At 60.5% G+C, this 22,092-nt stretch carries 18 protein-coding genes and 2 pseudogenes; 10 read left to right on the forward strand and 10 right to left on the reverse strand.

The annotated features are described in order from the left end of the window. Positions 1–4 precede the first annotated feature (4 nt). Together AB4Y35_RS25260 and AB4Y35_RS25265 are read right to left on the reverse strand one after the other, a co-directional pair. The gene (locus AB4Y35_RS25260) at positions 5–1,612 is read right to left on the reverse strand and encodes an FAD-dependent oxidoreductase (RefSeq protein WP_368706467.1); all 1,608 of its coding nucleotides are present in this window, start codon (positions 1,610–1,612) and stop codon (positions 5–7) included. Positions 1,613–1,752: 140 nt separating this feature from the next. Then, a complete protein-coding gene (locus tag AB4Y35_RS25265) occupies positions 1,753–3,144 on the reverse strand; it encodes an MFS transporter (protein WP_368706468.1) in 1,392 nt (463 codons plus the stop codon). 122 nt (positions 3,145–3,266) lie between these two features. Here AB4Y35_RS25265 and AB4Y35_RS25270 point away from each other — a divergent pair, with 122 nt between their 5' ends. Continuing rightward, a complete protein-coding gene (locus AB4Y35_RS25270) occupies positions 3,267–4,136 on the forward strand; it encodes a LysR family transcriptional regulator (protein ID WP_368706469.1) in 870 nt (289 codons plus the stop codon). A gap of 166 nt (positions 4,137–4,302) precedes the next feature. On the opposite strand, the gene AB4Y35_RS25275 is transcribed toward AB4Y35_RS25270, so the two are convergent. Next, positions 4,303–5,187 carry an alpha/beta fold hydrolase gene (locus AB4Y35_RS25275; RefSeq protein ID WP_368706470.1) on the reverse strand — a complete coding sequence of 295 codons (885 nt, stop codon included), beginning with the start codon at positions 5,185–5,187 and terminating at the stop codon, positions 4,303–4,305. 103 nt (positions 5,188–5,290) lie between these two features. Here AB4Y35_RS25275 and AB4Y35_RS25280 point away from each other — a divergent pair, with 103 nt between their 5' ends. The 3 genes from AB4Y35_RS25280 to AB4Y35_RS25290 all read left to right on the forward strand — a co-directional run bounded on the left by AB4Y35_RS25280 (position 5,291) and on the right by AB4Y35_RS25290 (position 7,409). Beyond that, positions 5,291–6,193 carry a LysR substrate-binding domain-containing protein gene (locus tag AB4Y35_RS25280; protein ID WP_368706754.1) on the forward strand — a complete coding sequence of 301 codons (903 nt, stop codon included), beginning with the start codon at positions 5,291–5,293 and terminating at the stop codon, positions 6,191–6,193. Next, positions 6,135–6,674 (forward strand): tyrosine-type recombinase/integrase, encoded by a 540-nt coding sequence (locus AB4Y35_RS25285; RefSeq protein ID WP_368706471.1) that lies wholly within the window; start codon positions 6,135–6,137, stop codon positions 6,672–6,674. Before AB4Y35_RS25280 ends, AB4Y35_RS25285 begins: the two co-directional genes overlap by 59 nt. Positions 6,675–6,932: 258 nt before the next feature. Continuing rightward, positions 6,933–7,409 (forward strand): hypothetical protein, encoded by a 477-nt coding sequence (locus AB4Y35_RS25290; protein WP_368706472.1) that lies wholly within the window; start codon positions 6,933–6,935, stop codon positions 7,407–7,409. 947 nt (positions 7,410–8,356) lie between these two features. Here AB4Y35_RS25290 and AB4Y35_RS25295 read toward each other — a convergent pair. Next, on the reverse strand, positions 8,357–9,007 hold the full coding sequence (locus AB4Y35_RS25295; protein ID WP_368706473.1) for a TetR/AcrR family transcriptional regulator: 651 nt from the start codon (positions 9,005–9,007) through the stop codon (positions 8,357–8,359). Positions 9,008–9,090: 83 nt separating this feature from the next. On the opposite strand from AB4Y35_RS25295, the gene AB4Y35_RS25300 reads away from it, so the two are divergent. The 4 genes and pseudogenes from AB4Y35_RS25300 to AB4Y35_RS25315 form a co-directional block, all read left to right on the forward strand. Beyond that, a complete protein-coding gene (locus AB4Y35_RS25300) occupies positions 9,091–10,638 on the forward strand; it encodes an efflux transporter outer membrane subunit (protein WP_368706474.1) in 1,548 nt (515 codons plus the stop codon). Positions 10,639–10,641: 3 nt separating this feature from the next. Beyond that, positions 10,642–11,835, forward strand: a complete 1,194-nt coding sequence (locus tag AB4Y35_RS25305; protein WP_368706475.1) for an efflux RND transporter periplasmic adaptor subunit — start codon at positions 10,642–10,644, stop codon at positions 11,833–11,835. Between the two features lie 18 nt (positions 11,836–11,853). Next, positions 11,854–14,952, forward strand: a complete 3,099-nt coding sequence (locus AB4Y35_RS25310) for an efflux RND transporter permease subunit (RefSeq protein ID WP_368706476.1) — start codon at positions 11,854–11,856, stop codon at positions 14,950–14,952. 213 nt (positions 14,953–15,165) lie between these two features. Then, positions 15,166–15,618, forward strand: a pseudogene (locus AB4Y35_RS25315) (tyrosine-type recombinase/integrase); the annotation flags it as partial. Positions 15,619–15,846: 228 nt separating this feature from the next. Here AB4Y35_RS25315 and AB4Y35_RS25320 read toward each other — a convergent pair. From AB4Y35_RS25320 to AB4Y35_RS25345, 6 genes are all read right to left on the reverse strand, one after another. Next, positions 15,847–16,188, reverse strand: coding sequence for a DUF4148 domain-containing protein (locus AB4Y35_RS25320; RefSeq protein ID WP_368706755.1), 342 nt, complete (start codon positions 16,186–16,188; stop codon positions 15,847–15,849). A gap of 374 nt (positions 16,189–16,562) precedes the next feature. Beyond that, positions 16,563–17,204 carry a DUF1109 domain-containing protein gene (locus tag AB4Y35_RS25325; RefSeq protein WP_368706477.1) on the reverse strand — a complete coding sequence of 214 codons (642 nt, stop codon included), beginning with the start codon at positions 17,202–17,204 and terminating at the stop codon, positions 16,563–16,565. Continuing rightward, positions 17,194–17,802: a sigma-70 family RNA polymerase sigma factor gene (locus tag AB4Y35_RS25330; protein ID WP_368706478.1), complete on the reverse strand. Its 609-nt coding sequence runs from the start codon at positions 17,800–17,802 to the stop codon at positions 17,194–17,196. The genes AB4Y35_RS25325 and AB4Y35_RS25330 overlap by 11 nt, the downstream gene beginning before the upstream one ends. A gap of 45 nt (positions 17,803–17,847) precedes the next feature. After that, complete coding sequence (locus AB4Y35_RS25335; RefSeq protein WP_368706479.1) at positions 17,848–18,378, reverse strand: DoxX family protein; 531 nt, start codon at positions 18,376–18,378, stop codon at positions 17,848–17,850. 161 nt (positions 18,379–18,539) lie between these two features. After that, the gene (locus AB4Y35_RS25340) at positions 18,540–18,884 is read right to left on the reverse strand and encodes a DUF1634 domain-containing protein (RefSeq protein WP_368706480.1); all 345 of its coding nucleotides are present in this window, start codon (positions 18,882–18,884) and stop codon (positions 18,540–18,542) included. A 10-nt stretch (positions 18,885–18,894) separates the two neighbouring features. Next, positions 18,895–19,731, reverse strand: coding sequence for a sulfite exporter TauE/SafE family protein (locus AB4Y35_RS25345; protein ID WP_368706756.1), 837 nt, complete (start codon positions 19,729–19,731; stop codon positions 18,895–18,897). Between the two features lie 195 nt (positions 19,732–19,926). Between AB4Y35_RS25345 and AB4Y35_RS25350 the strand changes: the two genes are divergently transcribed. Next, positions 19,927–20,700, forward strand: coding sequence for a GntR family transcriptional regulator (locus AB4Y35_RS25350; RefSeq protein WP_368706481.1), 774 nt, complete (start codon positions 19,927–19,929; stop codon positions 20,698–20,700). A 589-nt stretch (positions 20,701–21,289) separates the two neighbouring features. Beyond that, a pseudogene (locus AB4Y35_RS25355) lies at positions 21,290–22,054 on the forward strand (IS630 family transposase); the annotation flags it as partial. Positions 22,055–22,092: the final 38 nt, after the last annotated feature.

Genomic DNA, 22,092 nt, shown 5'->3' on the forward strand with positions numbered 1-22,092 from the left:
GCCGCTACGATGGGGCACTAGCCGAGGCAACCCGACGCGGCACCTGTGTTTCGCCGACCCCACACATTGGCGTCGCACTTTGGAGTGCCGCTAATTCCGCCTTGCAGAGTGCCACTTCACTGGCAACCTGATTTTCGTTCCAGCCGAGCAAGCTGCCAATGTTTCTGCCGATCGGATCGAGGTCCGCTTCCTCCAGTTTTTTGAACCATGGCAGACCGCTGCGCCGCAGAAGCGCATCCGAGAGATGCACGATCATTTCCTCTTCAATCATTGTCTTCAGCCACTTCGGCGCCGGTACCGCGCCAGTTAGCGCTGAAAAGACTTCGTCGGGCGGTAGATTCGGAAAACTGGAAGCGAAGTGAGGTGCACTAGGAGCCGTTGCTAGTCCTGCTAGTTGCGAGGAGACGGCGTCAGCGATTTCGAGGCCGGCCGAGCGATGTGTCATGAGCGGGCCGCCCGTCATTGCAAACACCCCTCGCAGACCATCGTCAGACAGGTCGTGAAGTACGCGATTGCGATTGCCGGCTGGAAGATTCGCGTCCCAGGTCAGCGGTCGTACGCCGGACCATGTGAAGATCACATCCTTCGCGGTCAGATTAAACGTCGGAAACAGATGATTCGCCTCCCCGAGAAGCCACTCCCTGTCCACCTCTGTGGTACGGATGTCGTCGAGATCGTTTTCATAGACCAGTTCAGTCGGGCCAATGTAGTGGTAATCACCCCAAGGCAGACAGTAAAAGGGTTCGTTTTTTCTGTTGATGGTCGCTACACCGACTCCACGGCATTCAGGCGGCAAACAGACGACGATATGGGAGCCTTTGGTCCCGAGTATCTTGGGGGGCTTGCCCGATCGATGCTTCGCGAAGACCTGATCGATCCAGATACCCGCTGTATTTACGACGCATGTGGCCGTCACTGTCGCCTCGCCGACTCCGGCCGTGTCCTGAAGACCGATCTGCCAGCCGGCAGCGTTCCGCTCAAGCAGATCTGCCCTGGTGTAGTTGAGCGTTATCGCACCAATGCGATGCGCGTCGATCGCAATGTCAACCGTCACGCGCTCGGGCCATGAAATCTGATACTCGTCGTAGCAGGCAACGCTCTCCAGCGAATCGAAGTTGCGCAGCTTGTTCACAAGCGGAATCGAATGCGCGTCGCGCCCCTTGATCCGACAGTAGTTCAGCGGCGTCTTGCCACGGTTGAAGTGTCCAAGTGCTTTGAAGGCGACATCGACCTGCCAGCCCGAGTATGCGCCGCCCCTGAAAATTGGGAAATAGAGCTTCGCAAGTTGTACACGCGTTGGCGTGGTCTTGATGAACTCATCGCGCGATCCGACGGCCATACGCGCCATCTTCATCCCTGTAGCCAATCGCGAGGGGTTGGTCAGGAATTCCCACGGTGAACGTCCGGGAGCAAGGTATCGAAGACCACAGTGCAACAGGCGGCTGGAACGGCTACTGGACCCTGATCCAAAGTCCCCTTTGTCAACTAGCAGGACACTGTGCCCACGTGCGGCAAGTTGTTGTGCACCCGCTGCACCGTTGATGCCGCCGCCGATTACGATCACGTCAAAGTGCCGTCCGTTCAATTGATTCACAGCGATTCGATTGCTCATTTTGCAAGGCTCATTTCTGGTTTTCCTGTTTGCCACAGGCCGGTCACGTACGCAGCTTAAATCGGCCTCAATTGACACTTTCGCCCAGCCGCAAGAAACGCCGGCGCTTCTTTCCTTCGATGCCAGTCTTGAATTGCCGATCACGTGCGTACCTCTTTCCGCTGAGCGGAATGCGCCGCTGCTGTCGATCCAGTCCCCGAAGCGGTCGTCGCGCCTAGCGACACGTCGCGAGTTTCGGGAGCCATGCGGACTGACACGAGCAGCCCAACAAGGCTGATTCCGCCTGCGATCAGGAGGCCAGTAGCGCTTCCGAAGCGGGTGAGTACGGTGGGGAGCAGGAATGTGCCTGCCGCCGCTCCGATACGGCTTGCGGACATGGCGAGCCCCATGCCGGTAGCGCGAAGGTCGGTCGGGAAAATCTCGTTCGGGTAGATGAATTGCAGCCCGGAACCGGCCGCTTCGGCGATCGTGAAGAGAATGAACAAACCGATCGCAACAGCCGCCATTGTCGACATCGGCGTTGCCAGAAGCAGGAGCGCAAGCGTTGCAAGAACATAAGAGGCCAGACAAAGCGTGCGCCGTCCGATCCTGTTGACGACGAACATACCGATCGCCGTTCCAACGATAGCGAACGAGATGATCACAAGCGAACCTGCGAGTGGCTGAGTGACGCCGAGCGACTTCAACAACATCGGCTGAAACGTCTTGATCGCGAATGATGGCGCAATCTGACACATCCAGAAGATTGAGCAGAACACCAGCATGCGTCCATAACCCCGCGAAAGCAGTTCGCGAATGCTGGACAGGCCCAGGCCTCGCCTTGACTTGCTGACGCGGGTTTCGGCAACGAGAGCAGCGAAGTCAACGTGCGGGCCGAGATGCTCTGCCACGATACGGCGCGCGTCATCTGTGCGTCCTGCCGAGATGAGCCAGCGCGGCGATTCGGGAATGTTCAAGCGCAGCAGCAAGAAAATCGCGGACGGGATCGCTGCGCTCGCGAGAATGTAGCGCCATGCGTTGCTTGGGCTACCGCTCACGAGCAAACCAGTTGCAAGGCTTAGCGTATAGCCAACCCACAGCAGAAGTACGAGGCTGGCGAGCACAGGCCCACGAAGTTTTTTGGGCAAGAATTCGGCGGCAAGCGCGGTCGCAATCGGATAGTCTGCGCCGAGCGCGACTCCCATGACGAAACGAAGGATGAACAACGCCGTTATGTCGTGCACCAGCAGATGCGCAAGCGAACAGATCACGAATACTGCAAGGTTCAGCACATACATCTTCTGGCGGCCGAAGCGGTCTGTCATTGGCCCGAACACGACACCGCCGACGAACATGCCGATCAGGCTCGCCGCGCCAATCAGGCCAATCTGGAGCGCGCTCAGCACAAGGTCCTGTGCGATGAACGGCAACGCTACAACAATGATGCCCAGCAGGTAACCGTCACAGAACGGACCACCCGCTGCCACAAGGGCAATCCTTTTATGGAACCGGCTCGCAGGAAGATCCTCGATGCCGATAAGTGTCTTTGCCATATGTCCCCCCTAAACCAACCCGAGTCTGAAGATGAGATTTGTGCTGCTTTTCGAGTAGGCTAAGGACGGGCAAAATATCGGTCAATATCAGATTTTATTCACCGAATATCGAAGGATTAGATATGTTGTTCAGTGAAGAAATAAATACTTTCCTGGCGGTCGTCCGGTCTGGCAGTCTGCTTCAGGCTGCTGAAATCGTATCCGCTACGCAGTCCACGGTCTCCTATCGAATCCAGTCGCTGGAGCGTCGGATAGGACATCCGTTGCTGCTGCGCTCGCGCGGGGCTCGGAGCCTATCGCTGACATCGGAAGGTGAGCGTTTTCTGGACATTGCCGAGCGCTGGAAAATGCTCGAAATAGAGGCCGAGCAACTCCAGGCCAATCAGGAACGGCACCTCGCTGTCGGCTCGGTAGACGCGATAGCGATCAACGTGCTTCCTCCGTTTGTGGCTGCACTTTGCGACGCAACGCCGCCCGTGCGCCTCCACATGGAGAGCGCCGTCTATTTTCAGCTGACCAACCGCGTTGCATCCGGTCACCTGGATGTCGCCTTCACACTGTCGCCATCCGAACACGTGGACCTCGTATCCAAAAAGATCCGCGAGTACCCCATGCTTGTCGTCCACGCATCATCCGGTGACATGATTGCATCTGAAGCGCTCGACATGACGGACCTGGATCAATCGAGGGAGATACATCTGCCGTGGTCGGCCCAGTTCGATCTTTGGCGTAGCCGACGCGGATTATCCCGACACGTGAACTGGGTCGAGAAAGCACACATGCTCGCGCCGATGCTCAGAAATGGAGCCTGGGCAATCGTTCCGAGCTTTTTGACGACGCCATTGGCAAGGCAGACGGGATGCACAATCCATCGGATCGCGTTAAATCCGCCCGATCCAATCTCGCTTTATTTGATTGTGCGCAAACAGAGCAGCGACGGCACTGCGCGTCAGCATCAACTCATCGAGATGGCACTCGCCGCCCTGGAATAACGAGGATCTGACGACGAGAGCCCTGAAGTCATCACGCCTCATGCTGACTCAGGGCACTCACCAGTGACCGCAGTACCTTCCCAGCGGCCTTGCCCCTTGCTGGAGTCCAATGCGGAGGTGGGTCGCCAGGCGCCCGCCAGCAAGCGCTCTCCCCTCCGCGCAACGCCTATCGACAAAACCGCAAAATCGCATCGGCAACGTCGCGGGGCGCTTCGCGCTGCGGGAAATGGCCTACGCCATCGAGTACCTCCCGCTCATACCGCCCAAGGAAAAACGACTCCCGCCCGCTGGAACTATCGGGATGGTTGCAGGTGTCCGCCTCGCCGTGCAGGACCAACGTTGCGACCGACAGCCTCGGCGCGGGATTCAGACGCGCCTCATCTTCGGCATAGGCGGGGTCGCCGTCGACAAAGCCCCAACGGTGCCGGTAGCTATGGAGCACGACCTCCGCCCAATCGTCGCCCTCGAATGCCTGCGCCGCTTCGTCGAAATCGGCCGGCGCGTACCAGCCAGCCGGCGCCCAGGTATCCCACATCTGCCGGGCGAAAGCCTCACGTTCGTCCCGAACCACGCGTGCGCCTCGCGGCGTGGCCATGAACCAGTGGTACCAGTAATTGCGCACCTGCTGCAGGGTCAGGATCTGGTTCGGATCATTGGTGCCGTATCCGACCGATAGCATCACCAGATGAGCCGCCACGCCGTCGCGCAGGCCGCACGCATTCGCGACCGCGCGTGCGCCCCAATCGTGGCCCACCAGTACCGGCTGCTCAACGCCCAGCACGTCGAGGAAATCCAGAAGGTCGCGGCCCAGCGCGGACAACTGGCCGCTGCGAGGCGTCGCCGTATCGCGGAACCGGGTGGGCGCGAAGCCCCGCAGCGCCGGCGCTAGCACGCGGTAACCCGCGTCGGCCAGAATGGGTGCGACATGCTTCCAGCACTGGGGGCTGTCCGGCCAGCCGTGCACCAGCACCGCGGTGCGCGTGCCCTGCGGGTTCCATTCGAGCCAGGCAATGTCGAGCCGCCCGGTGGCGGCGTGGTGGTAGGTGTTCATCGTGTTCCTCGTGCAAACAGGGAAGTCCCACGATAGCTCGACGTCTCGTGCCGATTGGTGAATAATCATGAATCATTGGTGATTTTTCGTGTCGAATGAACTGATGGACATGCTGCCCACTACCGACGGTGCTCCGCTCGATACCGTGTTGCTGCGCACCTTTTTCGAAGTCGTGGACAGCGGCAGCTTTGCCACGGCCGCCGAGCGTCTGGCACTGACCCCTTCGGCCGTAAGCGGACATATCAAGCGCCTCGAACAGATCGCCGGGGTTGGCCTGATGACACGCACGACTCGCCATCTGGAATTGACGCAAGCCGGCGACACCTTGTACGCCTACGGTCGAAACATCCTGGATCTGGAACGCGAGGTCCGCGCGAAACTACGCGGCACGCCGCTGCGCGGGCTGCTGCGAGTCGGTGCATCGGAAGATTTTGCAGGCGCCTGGCTGCCCCAGGTGTTGCAGCGTTTTCGCCGCCAGCATCCCGAAGCGACAATCGACCTGAGAGTCGGCATCACGGCCGACCTGTTGCGCCAGCAGGAGCGCGGCCGTCTCGATCTCGTGTTCGGCAAGCAATGCAGCCGCGTCGGCAAAGGCGGCACGCTGCTGTGGGAAGAGCCGCTGGTCTGGGCCTATGCGGAAGACGCAGATCTGGATCTCGACCAACCGCTGCCGCTGGCCGTTTTCCCCGATCCCTGCATCTATCGCGAGTCGGCGATCACCGCATTGAACAAGGCCGGTCGAGCGTGGCGCCTGGTGTTCGAGAGCAGCAGCATGGCGGGCTGCCTGTCGGCGGCGCGTTCGGGCTTCGCAGTGACGGTCATCGCCGATAGCCAGCGAGTCGAAGGCTTGCGCTTGCTGGGTCGCAAGGAAGGACTGCCCGCACTGCCAGTTGCCCGTTTCTACGCGTTTCCTCGTACCGACTCCCCGGCCTGTGCGGCCTTGATCGATGCTGCATGCCGCGCAGGCCGGCAGCGCCGCTTCAACCCGCGCGCACCTGGCGGGTGATCGGTCCATCGTTTGCCGCACGGCGCGGCCGTTCAATATAAAGTACCCCGGCGTCCTGCCGCTTGATCATGACGGTAGCCACATTGGATCGCGCGCAATGGTCGTGCAGCAGAAGACGCAACGACCTGTTCAGTTCGAAATCACGGAGCAGACCCGTCTAAGCATAGAGGCATGGATGAAAGTCCGGAGCTTGAAGTCCGCCGACTACCTGTTTCCGAGCCGAATGCGTGCATCACCGCATATTTCGACGCGCCAATATGCGCGCATGGTCCACCGATGGATCTCATCCATCGGCCTCGACGATGCGGCCTACGGCACACATACCATGCGTCGGACAAAAGCGTCGTTAATCTATCGGCGAACGAAGAACCTCCGCGCGGTGCAATTGCTACTCGGCCATACAAAGCTCGAGAGCACCGTTCGCTACCTCGGCATTGAGGTAGACGATGCTCTTGAAATGGCAGCGCAAACCGAAGTATGACGGCGAACTGACCGACGAGCGGACGCTTGCCGGGGCGGAACACTAATAGACCACGGTCAACTGCTCACTTGCGCCATCCCTATGGCCGTCAGCCGCTCAACCGTGCTGCTTTTGCCTCAAGTCCAGTCAAAAATTCTTGCTTCTATCTGACATATCAGATAACGTTAACGTCAGATACATGAGGCGCGCCGATGAATATTGCGCTGCCGGGCCCGCACCCCGTGACCATGAGCCTGCGGATGAATTGGAGAGCTTATTTTGAACAAAGAGCCTGTGAACCGGGAGTTGAGCAATCTTCTCCAAGAAGAGCTGCGGGTGCCGGATAGCTACATCGTCTGGAGCGTCGCAATGATTGCGTTGGCCGTTAGTCCGGCGTTCATATGCGCCTGCATCGCGCATGCCTCAGGACATTGGGATCTGTTCGAACGGTCCGGATCGGTAATAACAATGATCGGGCTTCTCCTCGCTTCACGCCCGTACTTTGAGCACACTGTGACCGATCTTGTTATCGCCCATGCAGACGAGGACGCGGTTCTCAAGCCAGGTGAAGTTTTGAGCGACATCCTGGCCGCCAAACGCGGGCTAACGCTTTCGGCGTTCGGGTCGCTTATCTGGGGCTGGGGGTCATATTTGCGATGGTGGAGCTTCAGCCTGCTAGCGATTTGGATGGTCTTTGTGGTGTATCGGGCATGTCGGGACCCGGTGTTACAACGCCGTCGTGAAGACGTTTTGTAACTTAGCCCACGTTTGGACGCCGAAGAAACGGTTTCGATTTCGAACGCATCGAAGATGCAGCCCCCGCGCGACCAGTCGTTGTACCTTGGAAGCCGCCATTGCGCCGACGTTGGCGCGTGAGTCAGCTCAGGGTCGAAAGTGTGAGTTTGCTGATGCAGGAAGCTGACGTCGAGTTGCCCGATGCAGCCACTGTCAGCAATCCGCCAGTTGCTGACTCAGCACCCGGTGGGCCTCAAAGTCCGCAATGGCCGATGACTTGTCCTCGAGTGTCTGTACGGAATGACAGTTCAAATCAGATACCTGCCCTTCCAATCCCATCTGCTTGAGCGGCAGCAACGGGTCAATCTGGCGCCTTCGCCGGCGACCCAAATACCGTGCAATAACGGTTAGTCAAGAGGTGAAGCGCTACAAAGCTCGCGGCTCCGACTTCCTCCCGTTGCTTCAAGAGCAGTCACGTTCCGATGCTCTCGCGCCCCGACGAAGTGCTCGCCGCAATTAGCAAGGCCGCCGCCGAAGTCGCCGTGAAGCAGGGATAGACGTCCTGTGCGCGCCGCGGAACTCGGAAGCATTGGCGCGGCAGCCAACTCACGTTCAGGTGCGGAAGTTGGCTGCCGATGTTGCACCTCGCACTGGACTTCTGAGTTCGGCCACAACCGGCCGTTCGCCCTCGACATCGGTGCTGACATTCGAACGTCAGGCACGCCGCAGATATCGGACATTCTGGTACAGACTCATTTCAGCAGGTCGTCGGCCATGCCCAAATCGATGAGTCATTTACGCGGTACGCGCGAGTCCCGCGGACCGAGATCCGCGGGACTCGTGATTGGCACGAAGAAAGAACACCTCCTGCACTTCGCGTGTTCCGATGGCGACATCGAATCCATGCGGGCGACCAAGGCCGCACGGATTCCGGTTGGCATCCTGAATCGTTGGCTTTGCAACGGTCTTTACAGTGACTTGCGCTTACGCGGATTCCCATAGGCTCGAAAAAATACGTCCGTGCCGCGCTGCGCCCGCTGCGCGATTTCCTCCCCGGTTGCCGGCTCCACTACGCCGAACAGGATGCGCGCCGTCAACTCTCCTTCCCACAAGCTCACCAGGTCCTGCGCTGCTTCTCCCGGCGAGTCGACGATGAGTTCATTGCGTTCCACTGCCTCTTTGACAATGCCGGCGAGCACCGCCAGGGTTCGTCCCGGCCCCGCGTCGTACAGGCGTCGCCGGAGCGCATGATTGACGCTCAACATAGGCAGCGAATGCACCATGCCGCCCACGTGCAACTCGATGATGACGGTCAGGAAAGCCGTGCCAATGTCCGTCAACCGCTCCCGCAACGGCAGTTTCTCCGATCCGACGTCCGTTAGACCTCGCATCATCTGGTCCGACACGCCGCGCACCACGTCCTCGAACAACGCTTCCTTGTCGGTGAAATGGCTGTACACCGTCATCTTGGACACCCCGGCGTTCAAGGCGACGTCTTCCATGGTGACCATGTCATAGCGCTGTCCGGCGAACAGCCTGGTCGCGGCTTCCACAATGGCTGCGCGCTTGGCCGGATCTTTCGGCCGTCCGGCGCGGCTCACGGGCGAAGCTTTCTGCATGTAAGAATTCCTTTTTTGCAATTTCTGTACTTATGAGTATAGTATGCGAAATAGTGGACTTGGAAGTACAGGAATAGATGCAGATGACTCTTCACGCCTTCCCGCTCAAACGCATGCCCCGATCACGCGCAGCGCTCAAGTACGCCGCCCCGCTCAGGCCCCTCGCACTGGTCATGTTTCTCGCGTTCGCCGCCCCGTTGACGGGCTGCACGGTCGGGCCGAATTACGTTGCGCCGGCCGCGCCCAATGTGACGTCCTTTACCGCAAAACCCGTCCCCGCGCGCACGGTTTCCGCCGAGACTACGGGGGGCGCCGCGCAAACACTCGTCGCGGGGCGCGATATCCAGGGTGACTGGTGGGCGCTGTTCCATTCGCCGCAGATCAACGCACTGGTCGAGCGCGCGTTGAAAGCCAATCCCACGCTCGCTGCCGCGCAGGCGAGCTTGCGCGAGGCGCGCGAGAACACGCGCGCTGAGCAAGGCAGCTTGTTCCCGCAGATCAGTGCGAGCACGTCGGGCGAGCGTGAACGCAACCGGCAGTTCGGCCCCGAACCTTCGACGTACAACGTGGTAAGCGGATCGCTCAGCGTGTCGTACACGATCGATGCCTTCGGCGGCATTCGCCGGCAAATCGAGCAATTAAACGCGCAAGCCGAGTACCAGCGCTACGAACTCGAAGCGACCGAACTGACACTGGTTGCGAACGTGGTCAATGCCGCGATCAACGAGGCTTCGCTGCAGGCGCAGATCGATACCACACATGACATCATCCGCTCGTATACCGCCGCGCGCGATGTGACCCGCCGGCGCTTCGAGCTTGGCGGGGTCAGCCAGGTGGACGTGCTGCAGCAGCAGGCGCTGCTCGATGCGCAGATCGCCACCCTGCCCGGCTTGCAAAAGCAGCTCGAGCAGCAGCGCAATCAACTCGCGGTGTACCTGGGCGGTCTGCCGAGCGACTACACCGCGCCCACGCTCGATCTCGCGAGCCTCGTGTTGCCGGAAGAACTGCCGGTATCGCTGCCGTCGAGCCTCGTCGCACAGCGGCCCGATATTCAGGCCTACGGAGCATTGCTGCACTCGGCGACGGCGGCGGACGGCGTCGCGGTGGCGAACATGCTGCCGCAGATATCGCTCACAGGCAGTTATGGCCGCGATGCCAGCAGCTTCGCGAATCTCTTCACCCCCGCCGGCATTATATGGAGCATTGCGGGTAGCCTCTCGCAGCCGGTCTTCGAGGGCGGCGCGCTGAGAGCGAAAAAACGGTCCGCCGATGCCGCCGTCGATGTCGCCGCCGCCCAGTACAGCAGCACGGTGAATTCAGCGTTCCAGGACGTAGCGAATGCACTGGTCGCGGTTCAGCGCGACGCCGAAGCGCTCGCCGCGAATCTGGCGGCGCAGAAAACGGCCGCCGCCAGTCTCAAGCTCGCCCAAGCGCAATACAGCGCGGGCGGCAACACGTATCTCAATGTTCTGAATGCTGAGCAGTCCGATGAAAGCGCCCGCCTCAAGCTGGTTGCTTCCCAAGCCACTCGCTACACCGATACCGTTGCGCTCTTCCAGGCGCTGGGCGGCGGCTGGTGGCATCGAAACGATGTCGATCCCAAAGTTGCGCAATGTTGTGGAGTGTTTTAAATCATGACCTCTCTATCCACCCGTATCGATACGGCTAATCCGTCCGCAGAGCGACAGCAGCCGCCCCGAATCCTGCTTCGCCTGTTTCTGATGCTGCTCGTGGTGGGGCTGCTGGCCGCTGCGCTGATCGGCTTTCATCTGTTCAAGAGCAGCATCCTGAAGAAGGTCACCACGACGATCCAGTCGCAGCAGGCGACCGTGTCCACCACGACCGCTGTCATTGCGCCGTGGCAGCCGGCGCTGAGCGCTGTCGGGTCGCTGCGGGCGTCGAAGGGCGCGGATTTGTCGCTCGAGACAGGCGGCGTGATCGACGAGATCGACTTCGATTCGGGCCGCGATGTGGAGGCGGGAACGGTGCTGCTGCGCCTGCGTCCGAATGACGATCCCGCGAAACTCGAACAACTGAAAGCCACCGCCGAACTGGACGAAATCACCTACAAGCGCGACCTCCAGCAACTCGCGGCGCAAGCCGTGGCGCAATCGACCGTGGATACCGACGCTGCGAACCTGAAGGTGGCGCGTGCACAAGTCGCGGCGCAACAGGCGGTGATCAGCGAGAAGTCCGTGCGCGCGCCGTTCGCGGGACGACTCGGCGTGCGTCAGGTCGATGTCGGCCAGTACCTCCCGGCCGGTACGGCGGTCGTGACCTTGCAGGCGCTCGACCCGATGTTCCTCGACTTCTATCTGCCGCAGCAGGCGATGGAACGCGTTGGCCTCGGACAGACGGTATCGATGACGTTGGATGCGTACCCGGGCAAAACGTTCACCGGCAAGGTGACATCGATCAATTCGAAAGTCGATACCTCGAGCCGCATGCTGCAAATTCGCGCGTCGTTCGCGAATCCCGACGATGCACTGCTACCCGGCATGTTCGCCACCGCACACGTCAGCAGCGGTCAGCCGCAGTCGCTCGTGACCATTCCGCAGGCGGCCGTGGCGTACAACCCGTACGGCAGCCTCGTGTACGTGGTTCAGAACGGCAGGGACGCGCAAGGCAAGCCGCAGGCAAGCGTGCGCCAGCAATTCGTGACGACAGGCGAAACGCGCGGCGACCAGGTCAGCATCCTGAAGGGGCTGAAGGCCGGGGACGTGGTCGTCACAGCGGGACAACTGAAGCTGCACAACGACGCGCTCGTGCAGATCGACAACAGCGCGAAGTTGACGAACGACGCCGCGCCTGTCCCGCAAGACCACTGAACGGAACGGAGCAGTCCGATGAAATTCACCGATATCTTCATCCGCCGGCCGGTGCTGGCGTGCGTCGTCAGCCTGATGATTCTCGTGATCGGCTACAAGGCGTTCACCTCGCTTCCCATTCTCGAATATCCGAAAACCGAAAACGCCGTCGTGACCATTACGACGACCTACTACGGCGCCGACGCGCAGACCGTTGAGGGTTTCGTCACGACGCCGCTGGAAAAGGCTATCGCCCAGGCGAACGGCATCGACTATCTGACGTCGAAGAGCATTGCCGGCACGAGCACGATCACCGCGAACCTCGTGCTCAACTTCGATGCCGACAAAGCGGTCACCGAGATCAACACCAAGATCAACTCGGTGCTCAACCAGTTGCCGAGCGGCGTGCAGCAGCCGACCATCACGGTGGCGATCGGGCAGTCCCTGGATGCGCTGATCATCGGCTTTTCGAGCGATGAACTCACGCCCAACCAGATCACCGACTACCTCGTGCGCAACGTGCAGCCGCGTCTGCAGGCGGTCAAGGGCGTGCAGACGGCCGAACTGCTCGGACCGCAGTATTTCGCGCTGCGCGCGTGGCTCGATCCGCAGAAGCTCGCGGCCTATGGCCTCACCGCCGCCGACGTCACCAACGCGCTCGCCGCCAACAGCGTGGTCGCGGGACTGGGGACCACGAAAGGGCAAATGGTGCAGTTCAACCTGAAGGCATCAACGGACCTGCATTCGGTGCAGCAATTCCGGGAACTCGTGGTGAAACAGGTCAACGGCGGGATCATCCGCTTGAAGGACGTGGCGAACGTGACGCTCGGGGCGGAAGACTACGAGTCCGGCGTTTCGTACAACGGCAAGCAAGGCGTGTATCTGGGCATCCAGATTGCGCCATCGGCGAGCCTGCTCGACGTGATCAAGGGCGTGAAGGCCGTATTGCCCGACATCCAGAAGGCGTTACCCGCCGGTTTGCACAGCGCGGTCATCTACGATTCGACCGTGTTCGTCGATAGCTCGATTCGCGAGGTCGAGGCGTCGCTGATCGAGACGGTCGCGATCGTCACGCTCGTGGTGTTCGCGTTTCTGGGCTCTCCGCGCTCGGTGCTGATTCCGGTCGTCGCGATTCCTTTGTCGCTGGTCGGTACGTTCGGCGTGATGCTCGCGCTCGGCTTCTCGATCAATCTGCTCACCCTGCTCGGGCTCGTGCTGGCGATCGGTCTGGTGGTCGACGACGCAATCATCGTGGTGGAGAGCGTCAGCCGTCATCTGGAAGAAGGCATGCGTCCGCGCGACGCCGCGATCAGGGCGGCGCGCGATCTCGCCAACCCGATCATCGCGATGACCATCGTGCTGATCGCCGTTTATGTGCCGATCGGTTTCCAGGGCGGCCTGACCGGCGCACTGTTCACGGAGTTTGCGTTCACGCTGGTCGGCGCGGTAACGATGTCGGCAATTATTTCGCTTACGCTGTCGCCCATGATGTGCGGCCAGCTCCTCAAGCCTCCCAGTCAGGGCGGGCGTTGGGTGACGCGAATCGTGGAGACGATCGACCGCGTGTTCGGTTCGCTTCGACGCGGCTACGAACGGCTGTTACGCAACAGTCTGCACACGATTCCGGTAACACTGCTGTTCGCCGGGTTGGTCATCGGCAGCATCTATTTCCTGTACACGAGCGCCGACAGCGAACTGGCGCCTCAGGAGGATCAGGGCGTCGTGATCCTGCAGCCGACATCCGCGCCGGACGCCACGCTACAGCAGAAGCAGGTGTTCGGTCGGCAGGTCGAGGACATCATGGCCGGGACACCCGAAGCCGCGCAGACGTTTCAGATCGAAAGTCCATTGCAGTCCATCGGCGGCGTGACGCTCAAGCCGTGGGACGAGCGGCACCGGAATGCGACGGCGATCCAGCACGAACTGCAGAACCAGTTCAACAGGGTTGCGGGACAGAAGGTCGTTGCGTTTCAGCCGCCCGCATTGCCTGGCTCGGAAGGTTTGCCCATCCAGTTCGTGCTCAAGTCGACGCAGCCGCTGGATAGGCTCAATGTTCAGGCGCGGCAGTTCCTGGCCGACGCCGCTGCCAGCGGGATGTTTCTCTTCATCGATAGCGATCTGAAGATCGATCAACCGCAACAGGTCTTCGATATCGACCGCGACAAAGCCTCGCAACTCGGCCTGACGATGCAGCAAGTCGGAACTGCGCTGGGTGGTCTGCTGGGCGGCGGTTATACGAACTACTTCAGTCTCGATGCGCGCTCGTACAAGGTCATCGCCCAAGTTCAGCAGCGCTCTCGCCTGACGCTCGACCAGATCATGAATTACCAGATCGCGACGGTGAATAATGTGCCGGTGCCGTTCTCGTCGATTGGTCACGTGCACACCGAGACCGTGCCGGAGGCGATCAATCATTTCCAGCAGGTCAACTCGGCGACCATCTCCGGCGTGCCTGCGCTCGGCGTTTCGCAGGACGCTGCGCTCAAGATGCTGCAGGCGCTGGCGGCGCGCACGCTGCCGGCCGATGTGTCCATCGACTATGCGGGGCCGTTGCGGCAAATGGTGCAGGAATCGAGCGGGTTTATCGAAACCTTCGTGCTGGCGCTGATCATCATTTATCTGAGCCTTTCGGCGTTGTTCGAAAGCTTCCGCGATCCGCTGGTGATTCTGGTTTCCATTCCGATGTCGGTCGCGGGCGCGCTTGTTTTTATCAGCCTCGGGCTCGGTGGCGCGTCGCTGAATATTTACACCGAGGTCGGGCTGGTGACGCTGATGGGACTGATCAGCAAGCACGGCATCCTGATTGTCGAGGTGGCAAACGAGGCGCAGCACGGGGGGATGTCGAAACTCGAAGCCATCGTTTTCGCGGCGGGAATCCGGTTACGGCCGATCCTGATGACCACGGCGGCGATGGTGCTCGGGGTCGTGCCGCTGATCATGTCGTCAGGAGCGGGCGCGGCGTCGCGATTCAACATGGGGCTCGTGATCGCCAGCGGCCTCACGATTGGGACGCTGTTTACGTTGTTTGTGCTGCCAGCGGTTTATCTCGCGATTGCGGCGCGGCGTGAGCGCGGGACAGAGGCCGTGGGTGCGTCGGACTCACGAGTCGATGAAGCACGAAGTGGTGCCTTGCAATGACTGGACTGCGCGAATGCGCCGTTCGTCGGTATGGTCAGCGTGCGGGGGGAGTCAATCTCCATGACCTGCCGCGTGTTTCGAAGCAGCGAATGACTGTTGTACCCGTCGAAGCGGCCGATTCGATCGGGTCTGGTCCACCGACCGCTTCGGGTCGTTGAGCGACCTATGGCCGACGCGCACACTGGATCTCCCTCCAAATGGAAGGAGAACGTCATGGAAACGCAGAACGATCCCACGGGCTCCCGCGTGCCCTGGAATAAGGGGAAGCTCACTGGACAGAAGCCACCACTGAAGCTGCCGGAAATCTGGGCGATTCGCACCAGATTGCAGATGTCTTCGAACGTCCGAGAATTGGCGATGTTCAACCTCGCAATTGATAGCAAACTCCGGGCGTGTGACTTGACTCGGCTGCTGGTGAAAGAAGTCTGCCAAGGTAGCCATGTCGCATCGCGAGTAATGGTCATGCAGCAGAAGACGCAAAGACCGGTTCAATTCGAGATCACTCAGCAGACTCGTCAGAGCGTTGAAGCCTGGATCAAGGCACGGGGATTGAGGCCCAACGACTATCTGTTTCCAAGCCGGCTGCGTGCCTCGCCACATATCTCGACACGACAATATGCCCGAGTGGTTCATCGGTGGATCGCCTCGATCGGACTCGACGACACGTTGGCCGGGAAAACCGCGTCTACGCGTCCCCAGGCCCATTACGGGGCGTCCGGGGCGAAGTCGACGGTCAGAAAGTTCACGACAAGCGCGGGCGACGTTCCGCACACCCGCGTCGTCAGTCTGGTTCAGAGCTTCACCGCCAGGTCCAGATTCTTCACGCGACGGCCCCACCGCGCGTTCCTCATCATCGAGGGCAGTGTGGAACAGTTCACTGCCCTCAAGCCCCACTCAACTGCCAAAATAGATGTTGCAGAAACTGACTGGGCCGACGCAACTGTCACTCGATGGGGGTTGCGGAGGGACGTCCTTCGTACCACTGTCAGTAGTTCCGCTCGATCCTGTCCCGGTACCGCTGTTTTGCAGCGAGTTCATTTGGGCCAGACGTTGCTGGTTGATCGGGCTAACGTCCGGGTACGAGGCGTCGGTAACCAGACTCAGACCATGATTTTCCGCATCAATCAGTTCCTGCCGCACCTCCGCACGGGTCCTTCCCTGAGCGTTCGCGTCAGTTACGACCGCCCCGCAAATACCGGCAACCAGGAATACGCCCATAATTTTTCGCGCGTTCATCTCAATTCCTCATAAGGTTCACCTGCTGTCCTCCTGACGGGCCCACTAAAACGCCAGCACCTCCGCTTAAACGCTTTTTCCCGCATCGGAAGAACAACCAATTTAATTTGATATCCTAACAATCATCGTTTGGATCATCACCCATGTGGCAAGCACATTCTCGAGCTTGCTACTTGATATATCGATTCAAATACACCTTTGGTTACAGCGGAGAAACGAATTGGCTGCTTACAGCCGCCTCATCGAGATCGGATTGAGCAACAACCATAGCGGCATGCAATCCAATGAGCTCGCGGGAGACAATGCACTTCAGATGTGGCAACAGAATCCGCGCTATTGCTAGCGGTTGTCACGCGATGCGGAGATGGGGGGCTCTACCAGCGGAGTATCCATCGACCGGCCATGCCACCGATCAGGGCGGGAACGGCCATGCCGAGCGAGTACCAGGTCGCCCAGAAAGGGACTGCGGTCTCAGGACAGCGGAAGCAATACGCCAATGTGCCGATTGCTCCTGCCAGCAGTCCGGTAGTCACGCCCGCCGCAACCGGCTGTGTTGCGGCTAGCCCCCGCATTGCCCAGAACAGTATAAGGAGCGGCAGGCTTGACAGCTCCACAATGTACAGCGAGCACGTACGCCATGTGTGGCCCAGCACCAGGTCTGTCCGTGCCGGGGCAGGTGACGCTAGCAGGATGACCACCGCCACCAGCCATACCGCTGCGATTGGCAATCCGAGGGTAAGCCACAGGCGCCCCACTTCGACACCCGGTTGTGAAAGGCGCGCGCTGACCCACAGCCCACCTGCTGTCATCGAAAGCGGTAGCAAAACCTTGATCCAGAAGAGCGGCGTGAAGACCACACCCTCGAGCCGCACGCCGTTAACCGGGATCGTTTGAATCAGCAGCAACGCCGTTACGATGCTTATCACGAGGGCCCGGCCCAGCCGTTTGCCAGCCACCGCGCGGCTCGGAGGGCGCGGCGCGTCTGCCAGCATCACAATGAGATCTTCAGTCTTCATGGGCTTTCTTCCGAATTTTCGCAGCGAGCGCCTTGAGTCCACGATGCACGCCAACCTTCACCGCGGACTCGGAAAGCCCCGTCGCCGATGCTGTTTCGGCAACGGACATGCCCCACAGGCGCATGTGCACAATCGGCAATTGCTGGCTTCTCGGCAATGTCGCCAGCAATTGCTGTAAATCGCGTCTCGCATCCGCGGCTTCCGTGCTGGAATCCGTGAACAGATCACCATCATCATCCAATGGCTCGTGCAGCGAATCCCAGCGAAAGTACGCGCGATGATAGTCTGCAACCTTGTACCGCACGATCGCGCTTATCCAGGCGGTAAGCGGTACTTCCGGCTTGAATGTTTCGAGACCCTTGTGGACCGCAATCAGGATCTCCTGCATCAGGTCCTCGATGTCTTCGTCCTTCCTGCGCAGTTTCTTTCTCAAGCGCGCCCGCAAATGTCCCGTCAGTTCGTAAAGGAATGTCCGGTAAGCCTTCCTGTCGCCCTCAAGCGACTGTGCAAGGAGCGAAGTCAACCGGCGTTCAACCTCCGAACTGGCCGTCGCGTGCTCATGCGTTCCGGCTGCGGGGTTCGGTTTGCTGACTATCATGATCCTGACGCTCAAAAGAGGCGCCGGAGCGCCCGCTTTTGTCCTTCAGACTGCCTCTCCAGACATCCGGAGTCGTGTGCTCACGCGTACGTACCATGGACGCAACAGCGTATCGACAGCGAGCGGGCCCGCACCACCAAATACGAGTGACAGCAACCCTGCCACGTATAGCAAATCGGTTTCGTAACCAGGCGGCCCGAACCGCGGCACACCGCTCACGACATCCATCAACTTGATCGAGGTGAACCCGAACTGCAGATGGACGGTAAGCGTCGCAACGAGCAGTACAGCAAGCATTGGCACCGTCGCGAGCGGCACAAATGCTCCGCAGAGAATCGCTAGCCCGCCCATCAGTTCGATCACAATGGTCGCCCATGCCATGAAGTGTGGAGCGGGCACGCCAAGAGCGTGGAGGATGGCGGCGAAATGCTCGGGATTCTTTGCGATTTTTGCGTACCCGTGCGCCATGAATCCGTAACCGACTACAAAGCGCACCGGCAACGGCGCATACCGTTGAAACTTCGACACTAGCCACAACGGGTCGGCAAGACGGAAGACAGACGAAAGCGGATTCATGCGTGATTTCCCTATGGGCAAGCCGGCGAAACGCGCCGGTTTGGGTGTTCAAACAATGCGACCGGATTGCGGTCTCCACAGGGTATATCGGTGCGCCACGCACCCTGGTTACACGCTTGTGCGGATTTTTAGCCTGCAGCCTGCACAGCCCCCTCGACCCTTCACCCACCAAGCGGCCCCAGCGCGACACCTGCGACACAACCCGCGATCACGACCAGCAGCACGAACGCCGCAATCGAGGCGAACCGATAGTCGCGTTCGGCAACATAAACTGCAAGCATCAGCATCAGCCTCGCGACAGGAAGCAGGATGATGATGCACACGCCCGCGGTGAGCGCAGCGTTGCCGAAGTGCGCGACGGCTGCACTCGCGCACCAGTGCAGCGCAATGCCGGCCGCTATCGCGCACGAGCCTGCCCATGTGCCAAAGTGGAGCAGCGCAGCCAGAATCCTTTCGAGCCTGGCGCTCGCGCGCGGCTTGGGGAAAGTCGTATGGGCCAGGTCCATGGTTCGAGTGTCAGAACGGGTTAATGCCGCAACCTTGCAACAACATTTGCACGGCGACCGCCACCAGCACCACGACGAAGAGCACGCGCAAGCGTTGGCTGGAAATTTTCATCAGGATGCGCGCGCCGAGCAGCGCACCGCCAACGGAACCGAGCGCGATCGGCGCGGCAATCGTGGGGACGATCTCGCCGCGCAGGAAGTAGGCGCACGCGCTCGCGGCGGCGGTCACGCCGATCATGAAGTTGGAGGTGGCCGTGGAGACCTTGATGGGCAGGCGCAGCGCTGTGTCCATCGCGGGTATCTTCAGCACGCCGCTGCCGATGCCCAGCAGCGCTGAAACGAGGCCCGCCGCATACATGAGCCCGAGCGCCAGCGGCACGCGTGCGACCGTATAGGCGATTTCGCGGCCCGTCGCGGGGTCGGGATAGCTGTTGTCCAGGGCGGTCGGGCGTCCGGTTGCGTTTGCTGGCACGCCAAGGCGCTCCACGCGCTGCATGAACATTTGCCACGCCGAGACCAGCATGACGCCTGCGAAAAGGAAATCGAGCGCCTTCACGGGCACCACGCCCGCAAGCACGACGCCCGTCAGGGCTCCGAGCGTCGTCCCGCTTTCCAGCAACACCGCGAGGCGCACGTGCGTGAGCCCCCCGCGCAGATATGGCGCGGCGCTGCCGCACGAGCAGGCGATCACGGAGACCAGGCTCGCGCCTACCGCCGCATGCAGGTCCATGTGGCCGAACACGGTGAGCGCGGGCACGATGAAAAGGCCGCTCGCCATTCCGAGCATGCCGCCGAGCGCGCTGCAACCGAGCGCCACGGTAAAGAGCCAAAGGTCGGAGTCGATAATGCTCCTCCGGTAAAAGACAGGGCCTGGTGACAGACTTGCGCACTCGCGGGTCGTCATAGCCAAACCGAACACGACATATCATGTCATAACAAGTTGAGAAAGGCAATCGCATGAAAGCTGCCGGCAAGCCCCAGCGTATAATTCCAGCACCTCCAGCTGCGCACGCCATCGAACGCCGCCCTGCCCTTCGCCGCCATGTCCTCTGCCTTCGAGATTGATTCGCCCGTTCCGCTTTACGTCCAGATCAGGAATACGCTGCGCGCCGGAATCCTCGACGGCGAATATCCGCCAATGAGCCGCATGCCGTCGGAAAGTGAATTGCAGGCCATGTTCGACGTGAGCCGCATCACGATCCGGCAGGCGCTCGGCGACCTGCAGAAAGAAGGGCTGATATTCAAGGTGCACGGCAAGGGTTCGTTCGTCTCGCAGCCGAAGGCTGTGCAAGACATCACGTCGCTGCAAGGCTTCGCCGAGGCGATGCGGGAGAGCGGCCACGAGATCGTCAATCGCGTCCTGCAATTTCGCTTCGTGCCCGCGCCAGCGCAGGTGGCACAGAAGCTCGGTCTTGAAGCGCAGGCGACCGTGGCCGAAATCCATCGCTTGCGTCTGCTCCAACGCGAGCCGGTTTCGTACGAGATCACCTACGTACCGGAAGCGATCGGCAAGCGTTTGCAACGCGCCGACCTCGAGACGCGTGACATCTTTTTGATTCTGGAGAACGATTGCGGCGTCGCGCTGGGCGGCGCCGATCTGAATATCGACGCCGTCACAGCCGAAAGCGCGATTGCTCGCGCGCTGAAGATCAAGAAGGACGCACCGGTGCTGCGTATCGAACGGCTCACGCAGGACAGCCACGGCAATCCGGTCGATTTTGAATATCTTTATTTCCGCAGCGGCACATTCCAGTACGCGTTGCGCGTGGAGCGCAAGCGCGCTGCTGCGGTCGGGGGCACGAAACGCTCGAAATGAATGCGCCGGCGCGTGCCTCTGCGAACGGGAAAAACGAGCAGTCGCATCGTTAGATCACCTGCCCAGAGCAGCGGCACTCATTCTCTCCCTGGTTCGCTGCCCCATATTGGCGCTCGTGGACGATGCTTAACTCGATCTCGCGATGAGTATTTGCGCGCGCTGAAGTGTGCGACAGATGACGCGTTGGTGGCCATGCTGAGCTATCGCCGCGGGTTGCCCGTCCTCGAAACCGCCAACTCTCTTTTCGAGAGCCTCGCGAAGTCCTCCCCGTCTGCTGAGGACGAAGAGTGGCGCGAACAGTTGCTGTTCTGGCTCGCCGAGGTGCTAGAGAAGGGCGAAGGTGACAAGTGGTGCACCGACGATTCCGGTGGAAAGCTGAACAGGCGAGCGCGTTGGGCCGACACCGCTTGGGTGTCCGCTCTGAAGCGTATTGCGGTCTGTTCGTGGAGATCTGATCAACGGCAGAAGTGGGTCGATATGACTCATTCGCTTTCGTGCCGAGGCGCTCCTGGCCGAGCGGTCGCTGATCACCCACGCTGCAGACATGACACTCATCAACCATGTCGTTTCACTACTTTTGACACTACAGATCAAGCACAAACCCGCGGACGGCTCGACACACTGGAGCAGCTACAAGCTCGCTACAGAACTCGGCGACGTGTCGGTCTCGAGCGTGCAGCGCATCTGGCGCAAGCACGGTATCAGGCCGCAGCAACTCGAGCGGCACATGGTCTCCAACGACCCGGACTTCGAGGCCAAGGCGGCCGCCGTGATTGGGCTGTACCTGAACCCGCCGGCGCACGCAACGGTGTTCTGCGTGGACGAGAAGACGGCCATCCAGGCGCTCGACCGCAAGGACCGAATGCTGCCGCTGTCGCCGGGGCGCGCCGAGAGCCATGGCTTCGAGTACAAGCGCAACGGCATGCTCAGTCTGTTCGCGGCATTCAACACTGCCACTGGCGAGGTGTTGGGAAAAGCGAAGACACGCCACGCCAGCGAACAGTTCGTGGCCTTCCTGACCGACGTCGTTTCCAGCCTGCCCAAACGCCGCGAAATCCATGTCAACTGCGACAACGTCAGCGGCCATAAGACGCAGCGGGTCGCCGAGTTCCTCGATGCGCATCGCAACGCGCGCCTGCACTTCACGCCGACCTACTCGTCGTGGCTCAACCAGGCGGAAAACTGGTTCTCGCGCATCCAGCGCGATGTGATCGCGCGCGGCATCTTCAGTTCAGTGAAGGATCTGGATCGCAAACTGATGCATTACATTCGCGAGCACAACAAGAACCCGAAGCCAATCAAGTGGAAATATGACGAACCTTCGCCTCGGATTCGAGCGGTGCCAATTCAATGACGCAGCGGACTAGCGGAATTAACGAACACCTTATCGCA

This window comes from Paraburkholderia sp. EG286A, assembly GCF_040965375.1.
Classification (GTDB): domain Bacteria; phylum Pseudomonadota; class Gammaproteobacteria; order Burkholderiales; family Burkholderiaceae; genus Paraburkholderia.